20 protein-coding genes and 1 pseudogene are annotated in these 20,419 nt (G+C 65.9%); 16 read left to right on the top strand and 5 right to left on the bottom strand.

All coding sequences use genetic code 11. The features are described 5' to 3' along the window. The first annotated feature begins 22 nt into the window (after window positions 1-22). The 3 genes from fusA (at window position 23) to ABDV69_RS02380 (ending at window position 4,498) form a co-directional block, all read left to right on the top strand. Window positions 23-2,128, top strand: coding sequence for an elongation factor G (gene fusA / locus ABDV69_RS02390; protein WP_343571738.1), 2,106 nt, complete (start codon window positions 23-25; stop codon window positions 2,126-2,128). Window positions 2,129-2,289: 161 nt separating this feature from the next. Beyond that, a complete protein-coding gene (tuf, locus tag ABDV69_RS02385) occupies window positions 2,290-3,480 on the top strand; it encodes an elongation factor Tu (protein ID WP_343571737.1) in 1,191 nt (396 codons plus the stop codon). Window positions 3,481-3,679: 199 nt separating this feature from the next. Beyond that, window positions 3,680-4,498, top strand: a complete 819-nt coding sequence (locus ABDV69_RS02380) for a mycofactocin-coupled SDR family oxidoreductase (RefSeq protein WP_343571736.1) — start codon at window positions 3,680-3,682, stop codon at window positions 4,496-4,498. On the opposite strand, the gene rocD is transcribed toward ABDV69_RS02380, so the two are convergent. Continuing rightward, a complete protein-coding gene (gene rocD, locus ABDV69_RS02375) occupies window positions 4,495-5,715 on the bottom strand; it encodes an ornithine--oxo-acid transaminase (protein ID WP_343571816.1) in 1,221 nt (406 codons plus the stop codon). The two genes, ABDV69_RS02380 and rocD, sit on opposite strands and share 4 nt — an antisense overlap. A gap of 35 nt (window positions 5,716-5,750) precedes the next feature. Further along, window positions 5,751-6,602 carry a dimethylargininase gene (gene ddaH, locus ABDV69_RS02370; protein ID WP_343571735.1) on the bottom strand — a complete coding sequence of 284 codons (852 nt, stop codon included), beginning with the start codon at window positions 6,600-6,602 and terminating at the stop codon, window positions 5,751-5,753. 113 nt (window positions 6,603-6,715) lie between these two features. On the opposite strand from ddaH, the gene ABDV69_RS02365 reads away from it, so the two are divergent. Together ABDV69_RS02365 and ABDV69_RS02360 are read left to right on the top strand one after the other, a co-directional pair. Next, a complete protein-coding gene (locus ABDV69_RS02365; RefSeq protein WP_343571734.1) occupies window positions 6,716-7,168 on the top strand; it encodes an Lrp/AsnC family transcriptional regulator in 453 nt (150 codons plus the stop codon). Between the two features lie 37 nt (window positions 7,169-7,205). Next, the gene (locus ABDV69_RS02360) at window positions 7,206-8,390 is read left to right on the top strand and encodes an FAD/NAD(P)-binding oxidoreductase (protein WP_343571733.1); all 1,185 of its coding nucleotides are present in this window, start codon (window positions 7,206-7,208) and stop codon (window positions 8,388-8,390) included. Window positions 8,391-8,431: 41 nt separating this feature from the next. On the opposite strand, the gene ABDV69_RS02355 is transcribed toward ABDV69_RS02360, so the two are convergent. Both ABDV69_RS02355 and mftR read right to left on the bottom strand, forming a co-directional pair. Further along, complete coding sequence (locus ABDV69_RS02355) at window positions 8,432-9,472, bottom strand: DUF2332 family protein (protein ID WP_343571732.1); 1,041 nt, start codon at window positions 9,470-9,472, stop codon at window positions 8,432-8,434. Beyond that, entirely contained in the window at window positions 9,469-10,068 is a 600-nt protein-coding gene (mftR, locus tag ABDV69_RS02350; RefSeq protein ID WP_343571731.1) for a mycofactocin system transcriptional regulator, read from the bottom strand. Before mftR ends, ABDV69_RS02355 begins: the two co-directional genes overlap by 4 nt. A gap of 102 nt (window positions 10,069-10,170) precedes the next feature. On the opposite strand from mftR, the gene mftA reads away from it, so the two are divergent. The 8 genes from mftA to ABDV69_RS02310 all read left to right on the top strand — a co-directional run bounded on the left by mftA (window position 10,171) and on the right by ABDV69_RS02310 (window position 17,476). Then, window positions 10,171-10,272: a mycofactocin precursor MftA gene (gene mftA / locus ABDV69_RS02345; RefSeq protein ID WP_343571730.1), complete on the top strand. Its 102-nt coding sequence runs from the start codon at window positions 10,171-10,173 to the stop codon at window positions 10,270-10,272. A gap of 2 nt (window positions 10,273-10,274) precedes the next feature. Further along, window positions 10,275-10,583 carry a mycofactocin biosynthesis chaperone MftB gene (gene mftB, locus ABDV69_RS02340; protein WP_343571729.1) on the top strand — a complete coding sequence of 103 codons (309 nt, stop codon included), beginning with the start codon at window positions 10,275-10,277 and terminating at the stop codon, window positions 10,581-10,583. After that, window positions 10,580-11,752, top strand: coding sequence for a mycofactocin radical SAM maturase (gene mftC / locus ABDV69_RS02335; protein WP_343571728.1), 1,173 nt, complete (start codon window positions 10,580-10,582; stop codon window positions 11,750-11,752). Before mftB ends, mftC begins: the two co-directional genes overlap by 4 nt. 2 nt (window positions 11,753-11,754) lie before the next feature. Then, the gene (mftD, locus tag ABDV69_RS02330) at window positions 11,755-12,939 is read left to right on the top strand and encodes a pre-mycofactocin synthase MftD (protein ID WP_343571727.1); all 1,185 of its coding nucleotides are present in this window, start codon (window positions 11,755-11,757) and stop codon (window positions 12,937-12,939) included. A 133-nt stretch (window positions 12,940-13,072) separates the two neighbouring features. Next, entirely contained in the window at window positions 13,073-13,816 is a 744-nt protein-coding gene (gene mftE / locus ABDV69_RS02325; RefSeq protein WP_343571726.1) for a mycofactocin biosynthesis peptidyl-dipeptidase MftE, read from the top strand. 76 nt (window positions 13,817-13,892) lie between these two features. Next, window positions 13,893-15,305 carry a mycofactocin biosynthesis glycosyltransferase MftF gene (mftF, locus tag ABDV69_RS02320; protein WP_343571725.1) on the top strand — a complete coding sequence of 471 codons (1,413 nt, stop codon included), beginning with the start codon at window positions 13,893-13,895 and terminating at the stop codon, window positions 15,303-15,305. 3 nt (window positions 15,306-15,308) lie between these two features. After that, on the top strand, window positions 15,309-16,754 hold the full coding sequence (mftG, locus tag ABDV69_RS02315) for a mycofactocin system GMC family oxidoreductase MftG (RefSeq protein WP_343571815.1): 1,446 nt from the start codon (window positions 15,309-15,311) through the stop codon (window positions 16,752-16,754). Window positions 16,755-16,867: 113 nt separating this feature from the next. Next, window positions 16,868-17,476 (top strand): helix-turn-helix domain-containing protein, encoded by a 609-nt coding sequence (locus ABDV69_RS02310; protein WP_343571814.1) that lies wholly within the window; start codon window positions 16,868-16,870, stop codon window positions 17,474-17,476. Here the strand turns inward: ABDV69_RS02310 and ABDV69_RS02305 are convergent. Then, a pseudogene (locus ABDV69_RS02305) lies at window positions 17,442-17,603 on the bottom strand (cytochrome P450); the annotation flags it as partial. The gene ABDV69_RS02310 and the pseudogene ABDV69_RS02305 overlap by 35 nt on opposite strands. Before the next feature lie 90 nt (window positions 17,604-17,693). On the opposite strand from ABDV69_RS02305, the gene ABDV69_RS02300 reads away from it, so the two are divergent. From ABDV69_RS02300 to rpsJ, 3 genes are all read left to right on the top strand, one after another. Beyond that, on the top strand, window positions 17,694-19,286 hold the full coding sequence (locus ABDV69_RS02300) for a carboxylesterase family protein (RefSeq protein ID WP_343571724.1): 1,593 nt from the start codon (window positions 17,694-17,696) through the stop codon (window positions 19,284-19,286). Beyond that, window positions 19,283-19,648, top strand: coding sequence for a nuclear transport factor 2 family protein (locus ABDV69_RS02295; RefSeq protein ID WP_343571723.1), 366 nt, complete (start codon window positions 19,283-19,285; stop codon window positions 19,646-19,648). The genes ABDV69_RS02300 and ABDV69_RS02295 overlap by 4 nt, the downstream gene beginning before the upstream one ends. 452 nt (window positions 19,649-20,100) lie before the next feature. After that, a complete protein-coding gene (gene rpsJ / locus ABDV69_RS02290) occupies window positions 20,101-20,406 on the top strand; it encodes a 30S ribosomal protein S10 (RefSeq protein WP_003873519.1) in 306 nt (101 codons plus the stop codon). The last annotated feature ends 13 nt before the right edge of the window (window positions 20,407-20,419 follow it).

Below are 20,419 nucleotides of genomic sequence, written 5' to 3'. Positions count from 1 at the left end.
TCGAAAGAGTGGGAAGACTTCTGTGGCACAGAAGGACGTGCTGACCGACCTGACCAAGGTCCGCAACATCGGCATCATGGCGCACATCGACGCCGGCAAGACGACGACCACCGAGCGCATCCTCTACTACACCGGTATCAGCTACAAGATCGGTGAGGTGCACGACGGCGCCGCCACCATGGACTGGATGGAGCAGGAGCAGGAGCGCGGGATCACCATCACCTCCGCGGCGACCACCTGCTTCTGGAACGACAACCAAATCAACATTATTGACACGCCTGGGCATGTTGATTTCACCGTCGAGGTGGAGCGCAGCCTGCGCGTGCTGGACGGCGCCGTTGCGGTGTTCGACGGTAAGGAAGGTGTCGAACCGCAGTCCGAGCAGGTCTGGCGGCAAGCCGACAAATACGACGTTCCCCGTATCTGCTTCGTCAACAAGATGGACAAGATCGGCGCCGACTTCTATTTCTCGGTGAAGACCATGGAAGACCGGCTGGGCGCCAACGTCATCCCGATCCAGCTGCCCGTCGGCTCCGAAGGTGACTTCGAGGGCGTCGTCGACTTGGTCGAGATGAACGCCAAGGTGTGGCGCGGCGAGACGAAGCTGGGCGAAACCTACGACACCATCGACATCCCGGCCGACCTGCAGGAAAAGGCCGACGAGTACCGCACCAAGCTGCTCGAGGCGGTGGCCGAGACCGACGAAGCGCTGCTGGAGAAGCACTTCGGCGGCGAGGAACTGACGATCGACGAGATCAAGGGTGCGCTGCGCAAGCTGACCATCGGCTCCGAGGCGTACCTGGTGCTGTGCGGTAGCGCGTTCAAGAACAAGGGCGTGCAGCCGATGCTGGACGCCGTCATCGACTATCTGCCCTCTCCTCTTGATGTTCCGCCCGCCGTGGGCCACGCCCCCGGCAAGGAAGACGTGGAGATCACCCGCAACCCGTCGACCGACGAGCCGTTCTCGGCGCTGGCGTTCAAGGTCGCCACCCATCCGTTCTTCGGCAAGCTGACCTACGTCCGGGTGTACTCGGGCAAGGTCGACTCCGGCAGCCAGGTCATCAACGCCACCAAGGGCAAGAAGGAGCGGCTGGGCAAGCTGTTCCAGATGCACGCCAACAAGGAGAACCCGGTCGAGACCGCGTCGGCGGGTCACATCTATGCGGTGATCGGGCTGAAGGACACCACCACCGGTGACACCCTGTGCGACCCCAACAACCAGGTCGTGCTGGAGTCGATGTCGTTCCCGGACCCGGTGATCGAGGTGGCGATCGAGCCCAAGACCAAGAGCGACCAGGAGAAGCTGAGCCTGTCGATCCAGAAGCTGGCCGAAGAGGACCCGACGTTCAAGGTTCACCAGGACAACGAGACCGGCCAGACCGTGATCGGCGGCATGGGCGAACTGCACCTGGACATCCTGGTGGACCGGATGCGCCGCGAGTTCAAGGTCGAGGCCAATGTCGGTAAGCCGCAGGTGGCCTACAAAGAGACCATCAAGCGCACGGTCGAAAAGGTCGAGTTCACCCACAAGAAGCAGACCGGTGGCTCGGGCCAGTTCGCCAAGGTCCTCGTCAGCCTCGAGCCGTTTACCGGCGAAGACGGCGCGACCTACGAGTTCGAGAACAAGGTCACCGGTGGCCGCATCCCTCGGGAGTACATCCCGTCGGTGGACGCCGGCGCCCAGGATGCCATGCAGTACGGCGTACTGGCGGGCTACCCGCTGGTGAACGTCAAGCTGACGCTGCTCGACGGCGCCTACCACGACGTCGACTCGTCGGAGATGGCGTTCAAGATCGCTGGTTCCCAGGTGATGAAAAAGGCTGCGGCGCAGGCCCAGCCGGTCATCCTGGAGCCCATCATGGCTGTCGAGGTCACCACGCCCGAGGACTACATGGGTGACGTGATCGGCGACCTGAACTCCCGCCGTGGCCAGATCCAGGCCATGGAGGAACGCAGCGGTGCGCGTGTGGTCAAAGCCCATGTGCCGCTGTCGGAGATGTTCGGCTACGTCGGCGACCTACGGTCGAAGACTCAGGGCCGGGCGAACTACTCCATGGTCTTCGACTCCTACGCCGAAGTTCCGGCGAACGTGTCGAAGGAGATCATCGCGAAGGCGACCGGCGAGTGAGAATGCTGCGAGGCGACGGCGAGTGAGCGGAAGCTCACGAGTGAGGAGCCGAGCAATCAGCCGGGGTCGTCGCGGAGTAACCTTGCCCGGTCACCACCGCGGCACAACGGAAATAACAACACTGCTTTAACGAGCACCAACAAGTCCAGGAGGACACAGAAGTGGCGAAGGCGAAGTTCGAGCGGACGAAGCCGCACGTCAACATCGGGACCATCGGTCACGTTGACCACGGCAAGACCACGCTGACCGCGGCGATCACCAAGGTTCTGCACGACAAGTACCCGTCTTTGAACGAGTCGCGTGCATTCGACCAGATCGACAACGCGCCCGAGGAGCGTCAGCGCGGTATCACCATCAACATCTCCCACGTGGAGTACCAGACCGAGAAGCGCCACTACGCGCACGTCGACGCCCCTGGCCACGCGGACTACATCAAGAACATGATCACCGGTGCCGCCCAGATGGACGGCGCGATCCTGGTGGTCGCCGCAACAGACGGCCCGATGCCGCAGACCCGCGAGCACGTGCTGCTGGCCCGTCAGGTCGGCGTGCCCTACATCCTGGTCGCGCTGAACAAGGCCGACATGGTCGACGACGAGGAGCTGCTGGAGCTTGTCGAGCTGGAGGTCCGCGAGCTGCTGGCCGCCCAGGAGTTCGACGAGGACGCCCCGGTCATCAAGGTGTCGGCACTGAAGGCACTCGAGGGCGACGAGAAGTGGGTCAAGTCCGTCGAGGAGCTGATGGACGCGGTCGACGAGTCGATCCCGGACCCGGTCCGCGAGACCGAGCTGCCGTTCCTGATGCCGGTCGAGGACGTGTTCACCATCACCGGTCGTGGCACCGTGGTGACCGGCCGTGTCGAGCGTGGCGTGATCAACGTCAACGAGGAAGTCGAGATCGTCGGCATCAAGCCGACCAGCACCAAGACCACGGTCACCGGTGTCGAGATGTTCCGCAAGCTGCTCGACCAGGGCCAAGCCGGCGACAACGTCGGCCTGCTGCTGCGCGGTATCAAGCGTGAGGACGTCGAGCGCGGCCAGGTCGTCGTGAAGCCCGGCACCACCACGCCGCACACCGACTTCGAGGGCAACGTCTACATTCTGTCCAAGGACGAGGGCGGCCGGCACACCCCGTTCTTCAACAACTACCGTCCGCAGTTCTACTTCCGCACCACCGACGTGACCGGTGTGGTGACGCTGCCGGAGGGCACCGAGATGGTGATGCCCGGTGACAACACCGAGATCTCGGTCAAGCTGATCCAGCCCGTCGCCATGGACGACGGTCTGCGGTTCGCGATCCGTGAGGGTGGCCGCACCGTCGGCGCCGGCCGGGTCACCAAGATCATCAAGTAGTTTGCACGCCCCGAAGCGGCGCTCACCCGAACGGGTGGGCGCCGTTTTCGCGTTGCGCGACGAATCGGTGCCCACCGCTGCCCGGTAAGCGGACGAGGGCACTCCCGCCGCATCGCTTCGCTCTGCATCGTCGGTGGGCGATTAGAACACGTTTCAGTTTCGCTGCTAGCCTGATCGGCAGTCGGCGAAAGGGACAGGCATGTCGGGAAGCTTGCAGGGACGGGTGGCCTTCATCACCGGTGCCGCGCGCGGCCAGGGGCGGGCGCATGCGGCGCGACTGGCCCACGAGGGAGCCGACATCATCGCCCTGGACATCTGCGCGCCGGTCTCTGACAGCATCACCTATCCCGCGGCGACGCCCGAGGATTTGGCGGAGACAGTCCGGGCCGTCGAAGCCGAGGGCCGCAAAATTCTGGCCCGCCAGGTCGACACTCGCGACGACGCGGCGCTACGCCAATTGGTCGCCGACGGCGTCGAAGGGTTCGGCCGACTCGACATTCTGATCGCCAACGCCGGAGTGCTCAGTTGGGGCCGGGTCTGGGAGCTCTCCGACGAGCAGTGGGACAGCGTGATCAGCGTGAACCTGACTGGCACCTTCCGCACCATGCGCGCCGTGCTGCCCGCGATGATCGAGGCCGGCAACGGCGGGGCCATCGTGGTGGTCAGCTCGTCGGCCGGGCTGAAGGCCACCCCGGGCAACGGGCACTACTCCGCGTCCAAGTACGGACTCACCGCACTGACCAATACATTGGCAATTGAGCTGGCGGAGTACGGTATTCGGGTCAACTCGATCCACCCCTACTCGGTTGCGACGCCGATGATCGAGCCCGAGCTGATGATGCAGGTCTTCGCCAAGCACCCACATTTCGTGCACAGTTTCGGGCCGATGCCGCTGCAGCCCCATGGTTTCATGGGACCCGCAGAGGTATCCGACGTCGTAGCCTGGCTCGTCAGTGATGGATCGGGCGCTCTGACCGGAGCGCAGATCCCGGTCGACAAAGGCGTGCTGAAGTACTAGCCCGCCAGCTCGGCCAGGGTCTCGGCCAACCGCTGGATGGCCCAATCGATTTCCGTCGTCGTGATGACCAGCGGCGGCGCGATGCGTATCGTCGACCGGTGGGTGTCCTTGACCAGGACGCCGCGCTCGGCCAGTCGCAGGCTCAACTGCTTGCCGGTTCCTAGTGCCGGGTCGATGTCGACACCGGCCCAGAGACCGCGTCCGCGCACGGCGAGCACGCCCTGGCCGATCAACGCCCGCAGCCGCCAGTGCAGCCGTTTTCCCAGACGCGCCGCGCGTTCCTGAAACTCGCCGCGCGCCAGCATCGACACCACGGTGCTGCCGATCGCCGCGGCAAACGGATTGCCGCCGAACGTCGATCCGTGCTCGCCGGGATGCAGCACCCCGAGAATGTCGCGGTCGGCCACCACGGCCGACAGCGGCACCACGCCGCCGCCCAGCGCCTTGCCGAGCAGGTAGATGTCGGGCACCACGCCCCAGTGGTCGCAGGCGAACGTGCGTCCGGTGCGGGCCAGGCCGGACTGGATCTCATCGGCGATCATGAGAATGTTTCGGGCCGTGCAGATTTCACGCACCGCGGGTAAGTAGTGATCCGGTGGCACGATAACGCCGGCCTCGCCTTGGATGGGCTCCAGCAGGACGGCGACGGTGTGCTCGTCGATCGCATCGGACAGCGCGTCGACGTCCCCGAACGGCACCGAACGAAAGCCCGGGGTGAACGGCCCGAAGCCGGTGCGCGCCGCCGGATCCGAGGAGAAGCTGACAATGCTGATGGTCCGGCCGTGAAAGTTGTTGTCGGCAACCACGATATTGGCTCGGTCGGCGGGTGCGCCCTTGACGTCCGCGCCCCATTTGCGGGCCACCTTGAGCGCGCTCTCGACCGCCTCGGCGCCGCTGTTCATCGGCAGCACCATGTCCTTGCCGCACAATGTCGCCAGCGCCCCGCAGAACCGGCCCAGGGGTTCGGCGTGAAAGGCGCGACTGACCAGTGTGACAAGGTCGAGCTGGGCGTGCGCGGTCGCGGTGATCTCCGGGTTGCGGTGTCCGAAGTTCACCGCCGAATACGCGGCGAGGCAGTCCAGGTAGCGGCGTCCTTCGACGTCGGTGATCCAACACCCCTCGGCGCTGGCGGCTACCACCGGCAGTGGCGCATAGTTGTGCGCGCATGAGCGCTCGTCGATCGCGATTGCTGACTCGGTCAGCGCGCCGTGACCGATGGCGGGGTCGGACGCTGCATCGTCGCCGGTGCGTGTCACGAATACACCTCCAGCGTACAACATTTGACCGATCCACCGCCCTTGAGCAGCTCGGGCATCTCGACACCGATCGGTTCGAAGCCTGCTTCGGCCAATTGCCGTGCGAAGCCGCCGGCCGCGGTCGGGTGTATGACGTGGCGGCCGTCCGAGACGGCATTCAGACCGAATGCGTATGCGTCGTCGGTGTCCACCAGGATCGCGTTGGGGAACAGTGTTTCCAAGTGCGCCCGAGAGACATAGCTGAACGCGGGCGGATAGTAGGCGATGGTGGTGTCGTCGAGCACGGTCAGCGCGGTGTCGAGGTGGTAGAAGCGCGGATCGATCAATTCCAGGCTGATGACCCGTCGGTCGAAGATCCCGGCGATTTCGCCGTGCGCCCGCAGGTCGGTGCGGAAACCGTATCCGGCCAGGATGTCGCCGCCCACCGGCAGCAGGTCTCCTTGGCCTTCGTTGACGTGGCGGGTCTGGCGAGGCGCGTAACCGTGCGCTGCCAGCCACCCGGCGTACGCAACTGACTCCTTTACGCGTTCAGCGTATTTGAAGCGCGCGACGGCGGCCGTACCGTCGATGATCAACCCGCCGTTGGCGGCGAAGACCATGTCCGGCAGACCGGGTACCGGATCCACCAGATCGACGGTGTGTCCCAGTCGACGGTACAGGTCGGGTAGATGCTGCCACTGAGCCAACGCGATGGCCGCGTCGACCGGACTCGTGGTGTCCATCCAGGGATTGATCGCGTAGTCGACCGCAAAGAACCGCGGCGGCGTCATCACGTAGCGCCGAACGGTGGCCCTGCGTTCGACGGTCTGACGCCCGGTTTCGGTTCCGGAATCCGCGAAGGTCGTCATAACTCAACGGTATGGGACCTCGTCGCACAACTCATCGCTGGCTGTTGCTTATGCACAACGTTTTCATTGCGTAAAATAGCATAATACGGTGATTTGTTACGCATGGAGGGGTGATGGACCGGTTGGATGACATCGACGAGCAAATTCTGGCCGAACTGGCTCAACACGCACGGGCGACATTCGCCGAAATTGGCGAGCGGGTGCGACTCTCGGCGCCGGCGGTCAAGCGGCGCGTCGATCGGATGCTGGAGCGCGGAGTGATCCGCGGATTCACCACCGTCATCGACCGCAATGCGGTGGGCTGGAAAACCGAGGCCTACGTCCAGGTGTTCTGCCACGGCCGAATCTCGCCGAGCGAATTGCGTCGCGCCTGGCTCGACATCCCCGAAGTCGCCAGCGCCGCAACGGTAACCGGAACCGCCGACGCCATCCTGCGAGTGCTGGCGCGCGACATGGCGCATCTCGAGGACGCCTTGGAGCGGATTCGTACCAGCGCTGCCGTTGAACGCAGTGAGTGCATCGTCGTGCTGTCGAACCTGATCGACCGGTCACGCGCGCAGGGGTGAGCACCTCCTCGCCACCGCAATCGTGTATGAACTCCAAATGACCACTAGCCCTGGCGCCAACGGAATCCTGATCGTCGGCGGAGGACTTGCCGCGACCCGGACCGCCGAGCAATTACGCCGGGCCGACTTCACCGGTCCGATCACCATCGTCAGCGACGAGGTCCACCTGCCCTACGATCGGCCCCCGCTGTCCAAAGAGGTGCTGCGCAGCGAGGTCGACGACGTGACGCTCAAGCCACGTGAGTTCTACGACGAGCGCAACATCACCTTGCGACTGGGCTCGGCGGCGGTCGGTATCGACACCGAGGCACAGATCGTGACGCTCGACGACGGGGCGACGCTCGGCTACGACGAACTGGTCATCGCCACCGGCCTAGTGCCGCGGCGCATCCCGGCTTTCCCCGATCTCGAGGGCATCCGGGTACTGCGCTCCTTCGACGAGAGTCTGGCCCTGCGCCGGCATGCGTCGGAAGCGCAGCGCGCCGTGGTGGTCGGCGCAGGATTCATCGGCTGCGAGGTGGCGGCCAGTCTGCGTGGATTGGGAGTCGACGTCGTGCTGGTCGAGCCGCAACCCGCGCCCCTGGCGGCGGTCCTCGGTGCGCAGATCGGCGGACTGGTGGCCCGCCTGCATCGTGCCGAGGGGGTCGACGTGCGTACCGATGTCGGGGTGGCCGAGGTGCGCGGTGACACGCACGTCGAGGCGGTGCTGTTGACCGATGGCACCGAGGTGAACGCCGACCTAGTGGTGGTGGGCATCGGGTCGCGGCCGGCGACGGACTGGTTGAAGGGCAGCGGTATCGAGGTCGACAATGGTGTCATCTGCGACGCCGCCGGCCGGACCAGCGCGCCGAACGTGTGGGCACTCGGCGACGTCGCGTCGTGGCGGGATTCGAACGGACACCAAGTACGCGTGGAACATTGGAGCAACGTCGCCGAGCAGGCCCGCGCCGTCGTACCCGCGATGCTCGGTCAGGAAGCGCCGTCCAGTGTGGTCGTCCCGTACTTCTGGAGCGATCAGTACGACGTCAAGGTCCAGTGCCTGGGTGAACCCGCGGCCACCGACACCGTGCACATCGTCGAGGACGACGGCCGTAAGTTCCTCGCCTACTACGAGCGTGACGGTGTGGTGGCCGGTGTCGTGGGTGGCGGCATGCCCGGCAAGGTCATGACGGCCCGAGCCAAAATCGCTGCCGCCGTGCCGATTTCCGAAGTACTCTGCTAACCGGCACCTGCCATCGGTCGTCGATCCGATCGGCGGCGTCGTTATTTCCACCTGACCGGCGGGCCGTGCGGCGAACAAGCGGCGAGCAGTCGATCATCCCCGCCGGGCCAGCAGCGGACACTCACCACGAACTCGATGTCGGCCCCGGGCGCCGGCCGGCGCGGTTCCAGCGTCAGGTGCGCGAACGGCGACGCGGGTGTGGCTCGCGCTCCGATCTTCTCGATGGTGGCCACGATGGTCGACCGCTCTGGCAGCGAAAGGTATTGCCACATAATTGAATGCCACAGCACGGTCAGCGCGCCGTCGGCGAGATCCAGCCCGGCTACGGCCGCGGTGGCGTTGCGGCGATGCAACGTCGCCGGCACCTGACGGGCCACGCTGATCGCGGCACGCAACCGGTCCAGCCGAGCCTGCTGGTCGGGCCAGACGTAGCTCAGCAACGTCAACTCGCCCGTGCTGGCGCTAGCGTCCAGCGGCGCGATGTCATAGCCGTGGCGTTCGACGATGGTCAGGTCGGCAGCGGGCGGCAGGTCACCGCGCCAGGCGTCGTCGATGGTTACCGGTGAATCGGCCGGGCCCCAGTCGCCTCCCGGATGGCGATAGCGGTAGTGGTCGGCACGCAGATTCAGCCCGGCGCTGCAACCGATCTCGAAAAGCCTTACCGGAAAACCGAATTGGTCGGTCAGCGTGAGGAGACCACCGACCAGTGCTGCGGAGCGGCCGACCTCGTTGGTCTGCGGCGGCTGCTCGAGGGCGGCGCGCAGGTACCCGGCGTAATCGGAGGCGGCCTGCAGAATGTCGGGCCACGCCGCCTCGGTGTTCCACTCGCCACCGACACTGGGATACCAGCGGCGCAGCGCCGGGGCGCACCCGTCGAGAGCCAACCGGTGCAAACCGCCCAGCAGTCGCAGCGGCAAAGCCATTCTGCCAGAATCGTTTTCGTGCCCCGCGAAGATACCGGCGAAGATGCCGTCAGCTTCGATATCGCTACCTATCAGGGGCAGCAGGTTGCCGTACATCGCCGAACCCATGGCGGCGCAGACCTGCCCCTGTACCTCGATGGTCTGCAGCAGTCGGCTCATGGCTCTAAATCCTTCAGCCCGGCCTGTACGACGTCAAAGGCATAGCCCAAAGCTTGCGGTAACGAGACCGATTCGTCATCCAGCCAATGCTCGTAGGCGCTCAGCGCCACGCCGAGCATCATCCAGGCGACCGTCTGGGGTCGCAGGTCGGTGGTCTCGACCCGGGTCCGATGTGCAACGAAATCTGCGATCACCGCACGCCATCCCGCGTACATCGTCATCGAATACGCTTGCAGCTCAGCCGTTTGCAGGATAACCCGCATCCGCTGCCGGTGTCGCGCGGTTTCGGATTCGTCGAATGTGTTGAACGACAGCAGCGCTGCCCGCAACGCATCGCCGAGTGGCATGTCCGGGTCGACGTCGCTCAGTAGGTTGCTCAGGTGTTGCAGGTGAGTGTCGAAGTCCCCCCACGGAATTGCGTTCTTCGACGCGTAGTACCGAAACACACTCCGGCGGGCGATGCCCGCCGCCTGCGCCACGTCGTCGACGCTCACTTCGGCGAATCCGCGCTCGGCGAACAGTCCGATCGCAACCTCGGAAATGTGCTCTGGCGTGGTGGACCGACGGCGGCCGACCCGTGGCTGCTGCTGCGCCATCGACCGCACCCTTCCATTCCGGCACTCGATGCCATATCCTGACTGAGATTTTGACCACATCGACGCGACTTGTCGAGCCCCAGCCGAATGAAAGGCCATCTCATGGAGCCGAACCAGCAAACTGAGACCGTCACCGACGCCGAGCTCGTTACCGAGACGCTGGTCGAAGAGGTGTCCATCGACGGGATGTGCGGGGTCTACTGATCGTGAGCGCCCCCACTAAGGGGCGCACCGAGTTCGATCCCCATCACGCGTGGCGCCTGCACCCGCAAGTCGCCGTGCGTCCCGAAAATTTCGGTGCGCTGCTATATCACTTCGGAACTCGCAAACTGTCGTTCCTGAAAAACCGCACCATCCTCGAGGTGGTGCAATCACTGGCCGATCATCCTGACGTCCGGGCCGCACTTCGCGCTGCCGGCGTCGAAGATTCACAGCAGGGGCCCTACTTGGACGCGCTCGCAGTGTTGGCCGGCTCCACGATGCTGGTACGCGCCGAGGCCGAGGAGACAGCATGACATCGACCGTGCCGCGGCTCATCGAGCAGTTCGAACGCGGACTTGACGCACCCATCTGCCTGACTTGGGAGCTCACCTACGCGTGCAACCTGGCGTGCGTGCACTGCCTGTCGTCGTCGGGCAAGCGCGATCCGCGCGAACTGTCCACCCAGCAGTGCAAGGACATCATCGATGAGCTGGAACGCATGCAGGTGTTTTACGTCAACATCGGCGGCGGGGAACCGACTGTGCGGCCCGATTTTTGGGAGCTGGTCGACTACGCGACCGCTCACCACGTCGGGGTTAAATTCTCCACCAACGGGGTGCGGATCACGCCCGAGGTGGCCGCGCGACTGACCGCCAGCGACTACGTCGATGTCCAGATCTCGCTCGACGGCGCCACCGCCGAGGTCAACGACGCGGTTCGTGGCCCGGGATCCTTCGCGATGGCCATCCGCGCGTGCGAGAACCTGGCCGTCGCCGGATTCTCCGACGCCAAGATCTCGGTGGTGGCGACCCGCCACAACGTCGATCAGCTCGACGAATTCGCTTCGCTGGCAAGCCGGTACGGCGCCACGCTGCGCATCACCCGGCTGCGGCCATCCGGTCGGGGCGCCGACGTCTGGGACGACCTGCATCCAACCGCCGACCAGCAGGTCCAGCTGTATGACTGGCTGGTCGCCAAGGGCGAGCGGGTGCTCACCGGCGACTCCTTCTTCCACCTCTCCGGGCTGGGTGAACCGGGTGCACTGGCCGGGCTGAACATGTGCGGCGCCGGGCGGGTGGTGTGTCTGATCGACCCGATCGGCGATGTGTACGCCTGCCCGTTCGCCATCCACGACCGTTTTCTGGCTGGAAACGTATTGTCCGATGGCGGTTTCGACCAGGTCTGGAAACACGCTCCGTTGTTCCGCGAGTTGCGCGAGCCGCAGTCCACGGGAGCCTGCGGAAGCTGCGGGCACTACGACAGCTGCCGGGGCGGCTGCATGGCGGCCAAATTCTTCACCGGTCTGCCGCTCGACGGCCCCGACCCGGAGTGCGTCCAGGGCTACGGCATGCCGGCGCTGGCGCGGGAGCGCGACAAGCCACGGCCGGCCGGTGATCACTCGCACGGCAGGCGCCAGAGCGGACCCGTGCCACTGACGGTGAGCATGCCACCGCAAAAGCTCTGCAACGAGAGCCCGGTCTGACCGTGGCTCGTGACGTCTGGTTCGAGACGGTCGCAATCGCGCAGGAACGCGCCAAGAAGCGACTGCCCAAGTCGTCCTATTCGGCGCTGGTGGCCGCCAGTGAAAAAGGGCTCACGGTTTCCGACAACGTCGAGGCGTTCGGCGAGCTGGGTTTCGCGCCCCACGTCGTCGGCGCGCTTGAAAACCGTGATCTGGCGACAACTGTCATGGCACAAGAGATTTCCATGCCGGTGATCATCTCGCCGACGGGTGTGCAGGCCGTCGACCCGGACGGTGAGGTGGCCGTGGCACGAGGCGCCGCGGCGCGCGGGACGGCGATGGGATTGTCCTCGTTCGCCAGCAAGCCGATCGAGGAAGTGATCGCCGCCAACCCGAAGGTGTTCTTCCAGGTCTACTGGTCCGGGGGACGCGACGTGATCGCGGCGCGCGTCGAGCGGGCCCGGCAGGCCGGTGCGGTCGGGCTGATCGTGACCACCGACTGGTCGTTCTCCCACGGCCGGGACTGGGGCAGCCCGAAGATCCCCGAGCAGATGAACCTGCGCACCATGCTGCGGTTGTCACCGGAGGTGATCAGCCGACCCGGGTGGCTGTGGCGATTCGGCAAGACACTGCGGCCACCGGATCTGCGAGTGCCCAACCTGGCCGGCCGGGGCGAGCCGGGTCCACCATTCTTCGCTGCTTACGGGGAGTGGATGGCGACGCCACCGCCGACGTGGGCGGACATCGCGTGGCTGCGCGAGCTGTGGGGCGGACCATTCATGCTCAAGGGCGTGATGCGCCTCGATGACGCGAAAAGAGCCGTGGATGCTGGTGTTTCGGCGATTTCGGTGTCGAACCACGGCGGCAACAACCTGGATGGGACGCCGGCGTCAATTCGCGCGCTTCCCGCCGTCGCCGAAGCGGTCGGCGATCAGGTCGAGGTTTTGCTGGACGGCGGCGTCCGGCGCGGCAGCGACGTTGTCAAGGCGCTCGCGCTGGGCGCCCGCGCTGTCATGATCGGACGCGCCTACCTGTGGGGTCTGGCCGCGGCCGGACAACCCGGTGTCGAGAACGTGCTCGACATCATGCAGGGCGGAATCGACTCGGCCTTGATGGGCCTCGGGCGCGCCTCGGTACACGACCTCAATCGCGACGACGTTCTGGTGCCGGACGGATTCACCCGAACGCTCGGTGCGAACTCCGGCTGAGCGCCGCCGCCGCGGACGCGAGACCAGCGGGTATGTTGATACTGACGTGGCAGTCGTGACAGTCGTGACAGATTTCGGTCAACGGTCGGCGAAAATAACTTTCTCGATAGCGCCAACAACCTATGCAGTACAGGTGAATTCGGCCTACCATCACCGGGTGGTAGTCCAGCCCGAACTCGGGGGCTCTACGTCGAGCCAGCTCCAGAGCATGCCAGTAGGGCTGGCGATACCTGTCGGCGCAACCGAGCAGCACGGGCCGCACCTGCCCTTGGACACCGACACTCGGATCGCAACAGCGGTTGCCGGTGCTGCCACAACAAACCTGTCCGGGGATCCGGACCTGATGTGGTTGGCGGCGCCGGCGATCGCGTACGGTGCCAGCGGCGAGCACCAGAGCTTCCCTGGAACGGTCTCGATCGGCACCGAGGCCCTGGCCACCCTGCTGGTGGAGTACGGCAGGTCGGCGACCTGCTGGGCGCAGCGCCTGCTCTTCGTCAACGGCCATGGCGGCAACATCGCGGCGCTGAACTGGGCGGTGGGCCTATTACGGCGTGAAGGCCGCGATGCGGCGTGGTGTCCGTGTACGGTGGCTGGCGGCGACGCTCACGCCGGACACTCCGAAACTTCAGTATTGCTCTATATTTCGCCGTCGGACGTTCGCACCGACCGGTGGTGCCCAGGCAACAGCGCGCCACTGACCGAATTGCTGCCATCGATGCGCAGCGGGGGCGTGGCCGCGGTCAGCGAGGTCGGCGTGTTGGGCGACCCGACCTCGGCCACCGCCGCCGACGGCGAGCGGATGCTGGCTGAGATGGTCGACGACTGCGTGGGCCGGATCCGGCGGTGGACACCCGCCGCCGACGGGATGCTCGAGTGAGCCCCGCTGCCGACGACGGCGTCGGCAGGTCCGGTGCGCTGGGGGTACCTCCCGCTTGCGGGGGAGAGTGGCGCCGATGACACAGGCGCGATTGCCGGACGGGTTTGCTGTGCAAGTCGACCGCCGAGTGCGGGTGCTCGGCCAGGGATCGGCTTTGCTGGGCGGATCGCCGACCCGGATACTGCGGCTGGCGCCCGCCGCCCAGGACATGCTCGCCGACGGCCGGCTCAAGGTCCGCGACGCGCCGAGTGCGGAGTTGGCCCGGACGCTGCTCGACGCAACCGTGGCGCATCCGCGTCCCGCGGGCGGCCCGTCGCATCGCGATGTGACTGTGGTAATTCCGGTGCGGGACAACGTATCTGGCTTAAAACGTCTGGTCGCCGCGCTACGTGGATTGCGCATCGTCATCGTGGACGACGGATCGTCGACGATGATCCGGCAGGAGGATTTCGCCGGTGCGCACCCCGACATCGAAATTCTGCGGCACATGCAGAGCAAGGGTCCGGCCGCGGCCCGCAACACCGGCCTTGCCGCCTGCAAGACCGACTACGTCGCGTTCCTCGACTCCGACGTCGTCCCTCGCCGCGGCTGGCTGGAAGCGCTGCTCGGGCATTTCTGCGACCCCACCGTGGCGCTGGTCGCCCCGCGAATCGTCGGACTCGCCCAGACCGACCACCTGGTCGGGCGCTACGAGGCGGTGCGTTCGTCGTTGGATCTCGGTCAGCGCGAAGCTCCGGTGATTCCCTACACCAGCGTTTCCTATGTCCCCAGTGCCGCAATCATCTGTCGCACTTCGACTTTGCGCGATATTTGTGGCTTCGACGAAACCATGCGATCGGGTGAAGACGTCGATCTGTGCTGGCGACTTGTCGAGGTCGGTGCCCGACTGCGTTACGAGCCGATTGCCCAAGTGGGACATGATCATCGGACTGAATTGCGGGATTGGGTTGCGCGCAAGGCATTTTACGGTGGTTCGGCCGCCCAGTTGTCGGTTCGGCATCCGGACAAAATCGCACCGTTGATGATCTCCGGCTGGGCGCTCAGCGCCTGGATCCTGATGGCGCTCGGGTCGAGCTTCGGCTACCTGGCGTCACTCTTCGTTGCTGGACTCACCGGCCGCCGGGTCGCTAAAAGCATGCGGGGCACCGAGACTCAGATGTCCGATGTCGTGACGGTGGCCGCCCGCAGCCTCTGGTCAGCCGCCCTGCAGCTGGCGTCGGCGATCTGCCGGCACTACTGGCCGGTGGCGTTGCTGGCGGCCCTGTTGTTCCGTTCGTGCCGACGGATCGTCGTGGTGGCCGCCATCCTCGACGGGGTGGTGGACTGGGCCAATCGCCGGCGAACCGCCGACGAAGACGCCCGGCCGATCGGGCTGCTGACGTACGTGGTGCTCAAGCGGATCGACGATCTCGCCTACGGGCTGGGCTTGTGGTACGGCGTGCTGCGGGAACGTAACGTCGGTCCGCTCAAGCCGCAGATTCGGGTCTGACTCCTGACCGCAGCTGCGCTGCACAGCGATGTGCTGGTCATCGGTGCGGGAAGCGCTGGATCCGTGGTTGCCAATCGGCTTTCGACCGATCCCAGCTGTTCGGTAACGGTGCTCGAGGCTGGGCTCGGCCTGAGCGATCCGGCATTGCGTGCCGAGACGGCCAACGGACTTCGATTGCCTATTGGCGCGGCGAGTCCGCTGGTGCAGCGGTATCAGACCCGGCTCACCGACCGCCCGGTCCGCCAGCTGGCGATCATCCGCGGGGCGACGGTCGGCGGATCCGGCGCCGTCAATGGGGGATATTTCTGCCGGGGTCTGCGCCGCGACTTCGACGGCTTCGGAATCCCGGGTTGGGGCTGGTCCGAGGTCGTCGAGCACTTTCGCGCGATCGAGACCGATCTGGATTTCACTGGGCCGGCGCACGGCGACTCGGGGCCCATCCTGGTCCGCCGCACGCGGGAAATGATCGGCAGCACAGCGACGTTCGTCGAGGCGGCACGGCAGTACGGGTTTGGCTGGCTGCCCGATCTCAACGACGATGTCGGCGCGGACACGCTGCCGCCCGGGGTTGGGGCGGTCCCGTTGAACATCGTCGACGGAACGCGCGTCGGGCCCGGGGCCGCGTACCTGCTACCCGCGCTGGAACGTGCCAACTTGTCGTTGCTGACCCAGACGCGCGCGCTGCGCCTGCGCGTGGCCGGCGGTCGGGCTGTCGGTGTGGACGTCATCGGGCCGGGCGGGCCGATCACCGTGACAGCGGATCGCATTGTGCTCTGCGCGGGCGCGATAGAGTCCGCGCATCTACTGATGCTTTCCGGTATCGGCGACGAGGCGATGCTGCGTGCTGCCGGGGTGGACGTGATCGTCCCGTTGCCGGTTGGCCTGGGCTGCAGCGATCACCCCGAATGGGTGCTGCCGACCACCTGGACGGTCGAAACCGGGCGGCCGGTGCTCGAAGTTGTGCTCAGTGCCGCGGACGACCTCGAGATACGCCCTTATACCGGTGGCTTCGTGGCGATGGTCGGGGACGGGACGCCGGGGTATCCGGACTGGCCGCATCTCGGGGTGGCGCTGATGCGGCCGCGAGCGCGCGGGCGCATCACGCTGCTCTCGGCCGACCCGATGGTGCCGCCCGTGATCGAGCACCACTACGACAGTGAGCCGGCCGATATCGCCGCGTTACAGTCAGGCTGCTTGCTGGCTCGTGAAATAGCCGGTTCGACAACAGAACTCGGCGATCCGGCATGGTCGACGTCACAGCATCTGTGCGGAAGCGCCCCGATGGGCCGCGCGGAGGATCCGGCAGCAGTCGTCGATCAGCAGTGCCGCGTGCACGGTGTCGACGGGCTGTGGGTGATCGACGGGTCGGTGCTGCCGGTGATCACCAGTCGCGGTCCGCATGCCACCATCGCCATGCTGGGCCATCGGGCCGCGGAGTTCGTCACCTGACGTGGGCACGATCCGCGTAGTCGCTTGTGTACGCTGTCGAGGTTGGACACGAGGAGGTGCTCCATATCGCCGATAAGACCGATCCGCGCCCGGCGCGTTCTCAAGCCCGGCTACTGGAGGCCGCCACCGCGCTGCTGCGCGCCGGGGGGCCCAGCGCGGTGACCGTCGATGCGGTGACGCGTGGCGCCAATGTTGCCCGTGCCACCCTGTATCGCCATTTCCCGAGTGGAAATGATTTGCTCGCAGCGGCTTTCAGCGGTCTGATCCCGCCGGCGCCGATGCCGTCCGACGACGGCGCCCTGCGCGACCGACTGATCGCGGTGGTGTCGGCATTCGGGCAGTCGATCGCCGAGAGCTCGGGCATGGTGATGGCGATGAGCTGGCTGGCACTCGGGCGTGACCTGGAGCAGTTGCCGGAATCGGCACGGACCCGCACGCCCGACAGTCCGGCGATCACTACGCTGCGCGAACGAATCGCCCAGCAGTACGCTGCGCCCTTCGATGCGATCTTCGACAGCCCGGACGCCGCCGAGCTGGGGGACATCGACCGCACCCGGGCGATTGCGCTGCTGATCGGCCCGGCGGTGCTGGGCCGGCTGTCCACTCTGCCCGACTTCGACTATCGCGAGTGCGCGCAAGCCGCCGTCGACGGCTTCCTGCATGTGCAGCGCGCACAGGCGAAACCGCTCAACGAAGCTGGTAGCGAATCGGCAGGTGCGTGACAACGCCGACGAACGTCGTCCAGATCAGCTTTGGGTTGCGGCTCAGCTCAATGGATGTCAACCGGGGTAGCAGCTCGGCGAAAAAGCTGTTGACCTCGATGCCTGCCAGCGCGGCACCCGGGCAGAAGCGCCCATTCTGACGGGCTTCCGATAATCCGTAGGCTGTCGTAACGTGTGGACGCGATCGCCTCGTCGGCGAGTCTGGGCCGTCGTGTTGATGACGGCCCTGCTGGTGGCGGCATGTGGGCAGGATGCCGGCGTCAAGCCGCACGCGGCGGAACCGGCCTACGCGGGCCCGCTGGATGCCGGTGTCGTGCGCACCGCGATGGGATCGGTGCGCGGCCAGATCGCCCTGGATTACCGTGTGTTCCAGAACATTCCGTACGCGGCGCCGCCGCTGGGACCCTTGCGGTGGCAGTTGCCGCGACCGGCCGCGCGATGGTCGGGAATGTTGGACGCCACCAAGGCAGGTCCGCAATGCATGCAGGACACCGGCCTGAAGCCGGGGGTGGGCAAGCCGACCAGTGAAAACTGCCTGACGCTCAATGTCTGGACTCCGCCGCGCGCCCAACATGGCGAGAAGCGCCCGGTGATGGTGTGGATCCACGGGGGAGGGTTCGTCAACGGCAGCGGCGACATCTACCACTCGCGCTGGTTGGCGGCCAGAGGCCAGATCGTCGTCGTCACGGTCAACTACCGGTTGGGCGCCCTTGGCTTCCTGGCGCATCCGGCGCTCGGTCCGCCCGGAACGGTCGGCAACTACGGGCTGGCCGACCAGCAGGCCGCGCTGCGCTGGGTTCGCGACAACATTGCCGCGTTCGGCGGCGACCCGAACAAGGTCACCATCGCCGGCGAATCCGCCGGCGGCATGTCGGTGTGCGACCACCTGATCGCGCCGGGGTCGGTTGGACTGTTCCGGGCGGCGATCATCCAGAGCGCGCCATGTCAGGCGCAGGCCGAGTTGACGTTCGGCCAACGGCAGAGTATCGACTACGCGATCGCGGCCGGCTGCCGCACTCCCGCGACCACCGCGCGGTGTCTGCGTGCCCTGCCGGCAACCAGGCTCGAGCGTCCACCCTGGTACAACTTCCTCGGCGACTCCGATGCGCTCTCCGGTCCGGTGACCGGAACGCCGATGCTTCCGGCCAATCCGCTGGCGGCATCCGCCGCCGACCGGACCGCGCACGTTCCGGTGCTGATCGGGGTCAACCACGACGAGTTCACCCTGTTCGCCGCCCTGCGGGCGGCGAAGGTTCATCGCGGAGTCAGCCCCGGCGAGTATTCGCATGTGCTCGCCGATATTTTCGGCGACAACAGTGCCCCGGTGCAGGCGCACTACCCACCGGATCGCTACGGCGGGGATGTGTCGCTGGCTTACTCTGCTGCGGCAACAGACGGTGTTTTCGCTTGCACTGCAGACAGATTCGCCGAATCGCTGAGCCGGCACGCTCCGGTCTACGGCTACGAATTCGATGATCCGCGCGCACCCGAGCCCGATTTCCTGCGGCGTGCGCCGTTCCCGGTCGGGGCCAGCCACTCCCTGGAGCTGCGATACCTGTTCAGCATGGGCGGAGCGCCGCCGCTGGATCAGGCGCAGCAGATCCTGTCCGACCAGATGATGAGCTACTGGAGCCACTTCGTCACCAACGGCGCTCCGAAGGCCGCCGGCCTGCCCGACTGGCCGGCCCAGGACGGCGACCCCGAGCACAACTTCTGGATGTCGTTGCGGCCCGGCGGAAGTCAGGTCAGCACCGACTTCGAGACCGAACACCAGTGCCCGTTCTGGGCAACGATGAGGGGCGAATCGTGAGCACTCCCGAGCCGGACGACTTTGCCGACGAGTGGGCAGCGGCCTGGAACCGCCGGGACGTCGAGGCGGTACTTGCGTACTTTCACGACGACGCCCTGTTCACCTCGCCGATCGCGGCCGACCTAGTTCCCGGCTCGGCAGGAGTCGTGCACGGCAAAGCGGCGTTGCGTGAATACTGGCGTGCTGCCCTGGCGGCCCTACCCAACTTTCACGTCGACGTCATCGGGGTGTACGGCGGCGCGTCGGTTCTCGTCATCAACTACCGCAACCAGAAGGACGGCCTGGTGTGTGAGGTACTCGAGTTCGACGGCGCACTGGTGCGTCGCGGCCACGGCACGTATCTGGCGCGCAGTTCGCGTTAGCCGACCGTCGGGACCCACGTGGTGGCCGCCGCTTTGGTCACCCGGCCTGCCACGCGGCATATGTGCAGGTCGAGCTCGTCAAGTCGAGATAACTTACTTTGAAGTAAGAACTTGTCGCCGGACTGTCTCACTGTGCGCCTGTCACGTGGTCGAGAGGATTTGGCCGATACCGCGATCTAGGGCATACTGTTCAGGTTGCCTCGAGCCGGGTTCGCGCCTGGCTGGGCATACGACCAGCGCCCACACGGGCGCGTCCGGTCCCAATTTGGAGCGTGACCAATTTCGGTCGCGGACCAGGCTGCGTGAGGGCGACACACCCGACCGCGGGGGCCGGTGGACCAAGACAGGTAAACAGCGGCGCAACAACCGGGCGCGCGCTTGATCGGTGTAGACCGTTCACGGCGATCGGCGATCGGCAGTAAACCGGGTCTCGACCTGGAGAGTGAGGAAGCGTGGCGGGACAAAAGATCCGCATCAGGCTCAAGGCCTACGACCACGAGGCCATTGACGCCTCGGCGCGCAAGATCGTCGAGACGGTTGTCCGTACCGGCGCCAGCGTGGTGGGCCCTGTGCCGCTGCCTACCGAGAAGAACGTGTACTGCGTCATCCGCTCACCGCACAAGTACAAAGACTCGCGTGAGCACTTCGAGATGCGCACCCACAAGCGCCTGATCGACATCCTTGACCCGACCCCGAAAACCGTTGACGCGCTGATGCGCATCGATCTGCCTGCCAGCGTCGACGTCAACATCCAGTAGGAGAGCTGCGAGC

The sequence above is a fragment of the Mycobacterium sp. genome (assembly GCF_039583785.1).
Lineage (GTDB): Bacteria > Actinomycetota > Actinomycetes > Mycobacteriales > Mycobacteriaceae > Mycobacterium.
This window is presented reverse-complemented; position numbering and strand designations above follow the sequence as displayed.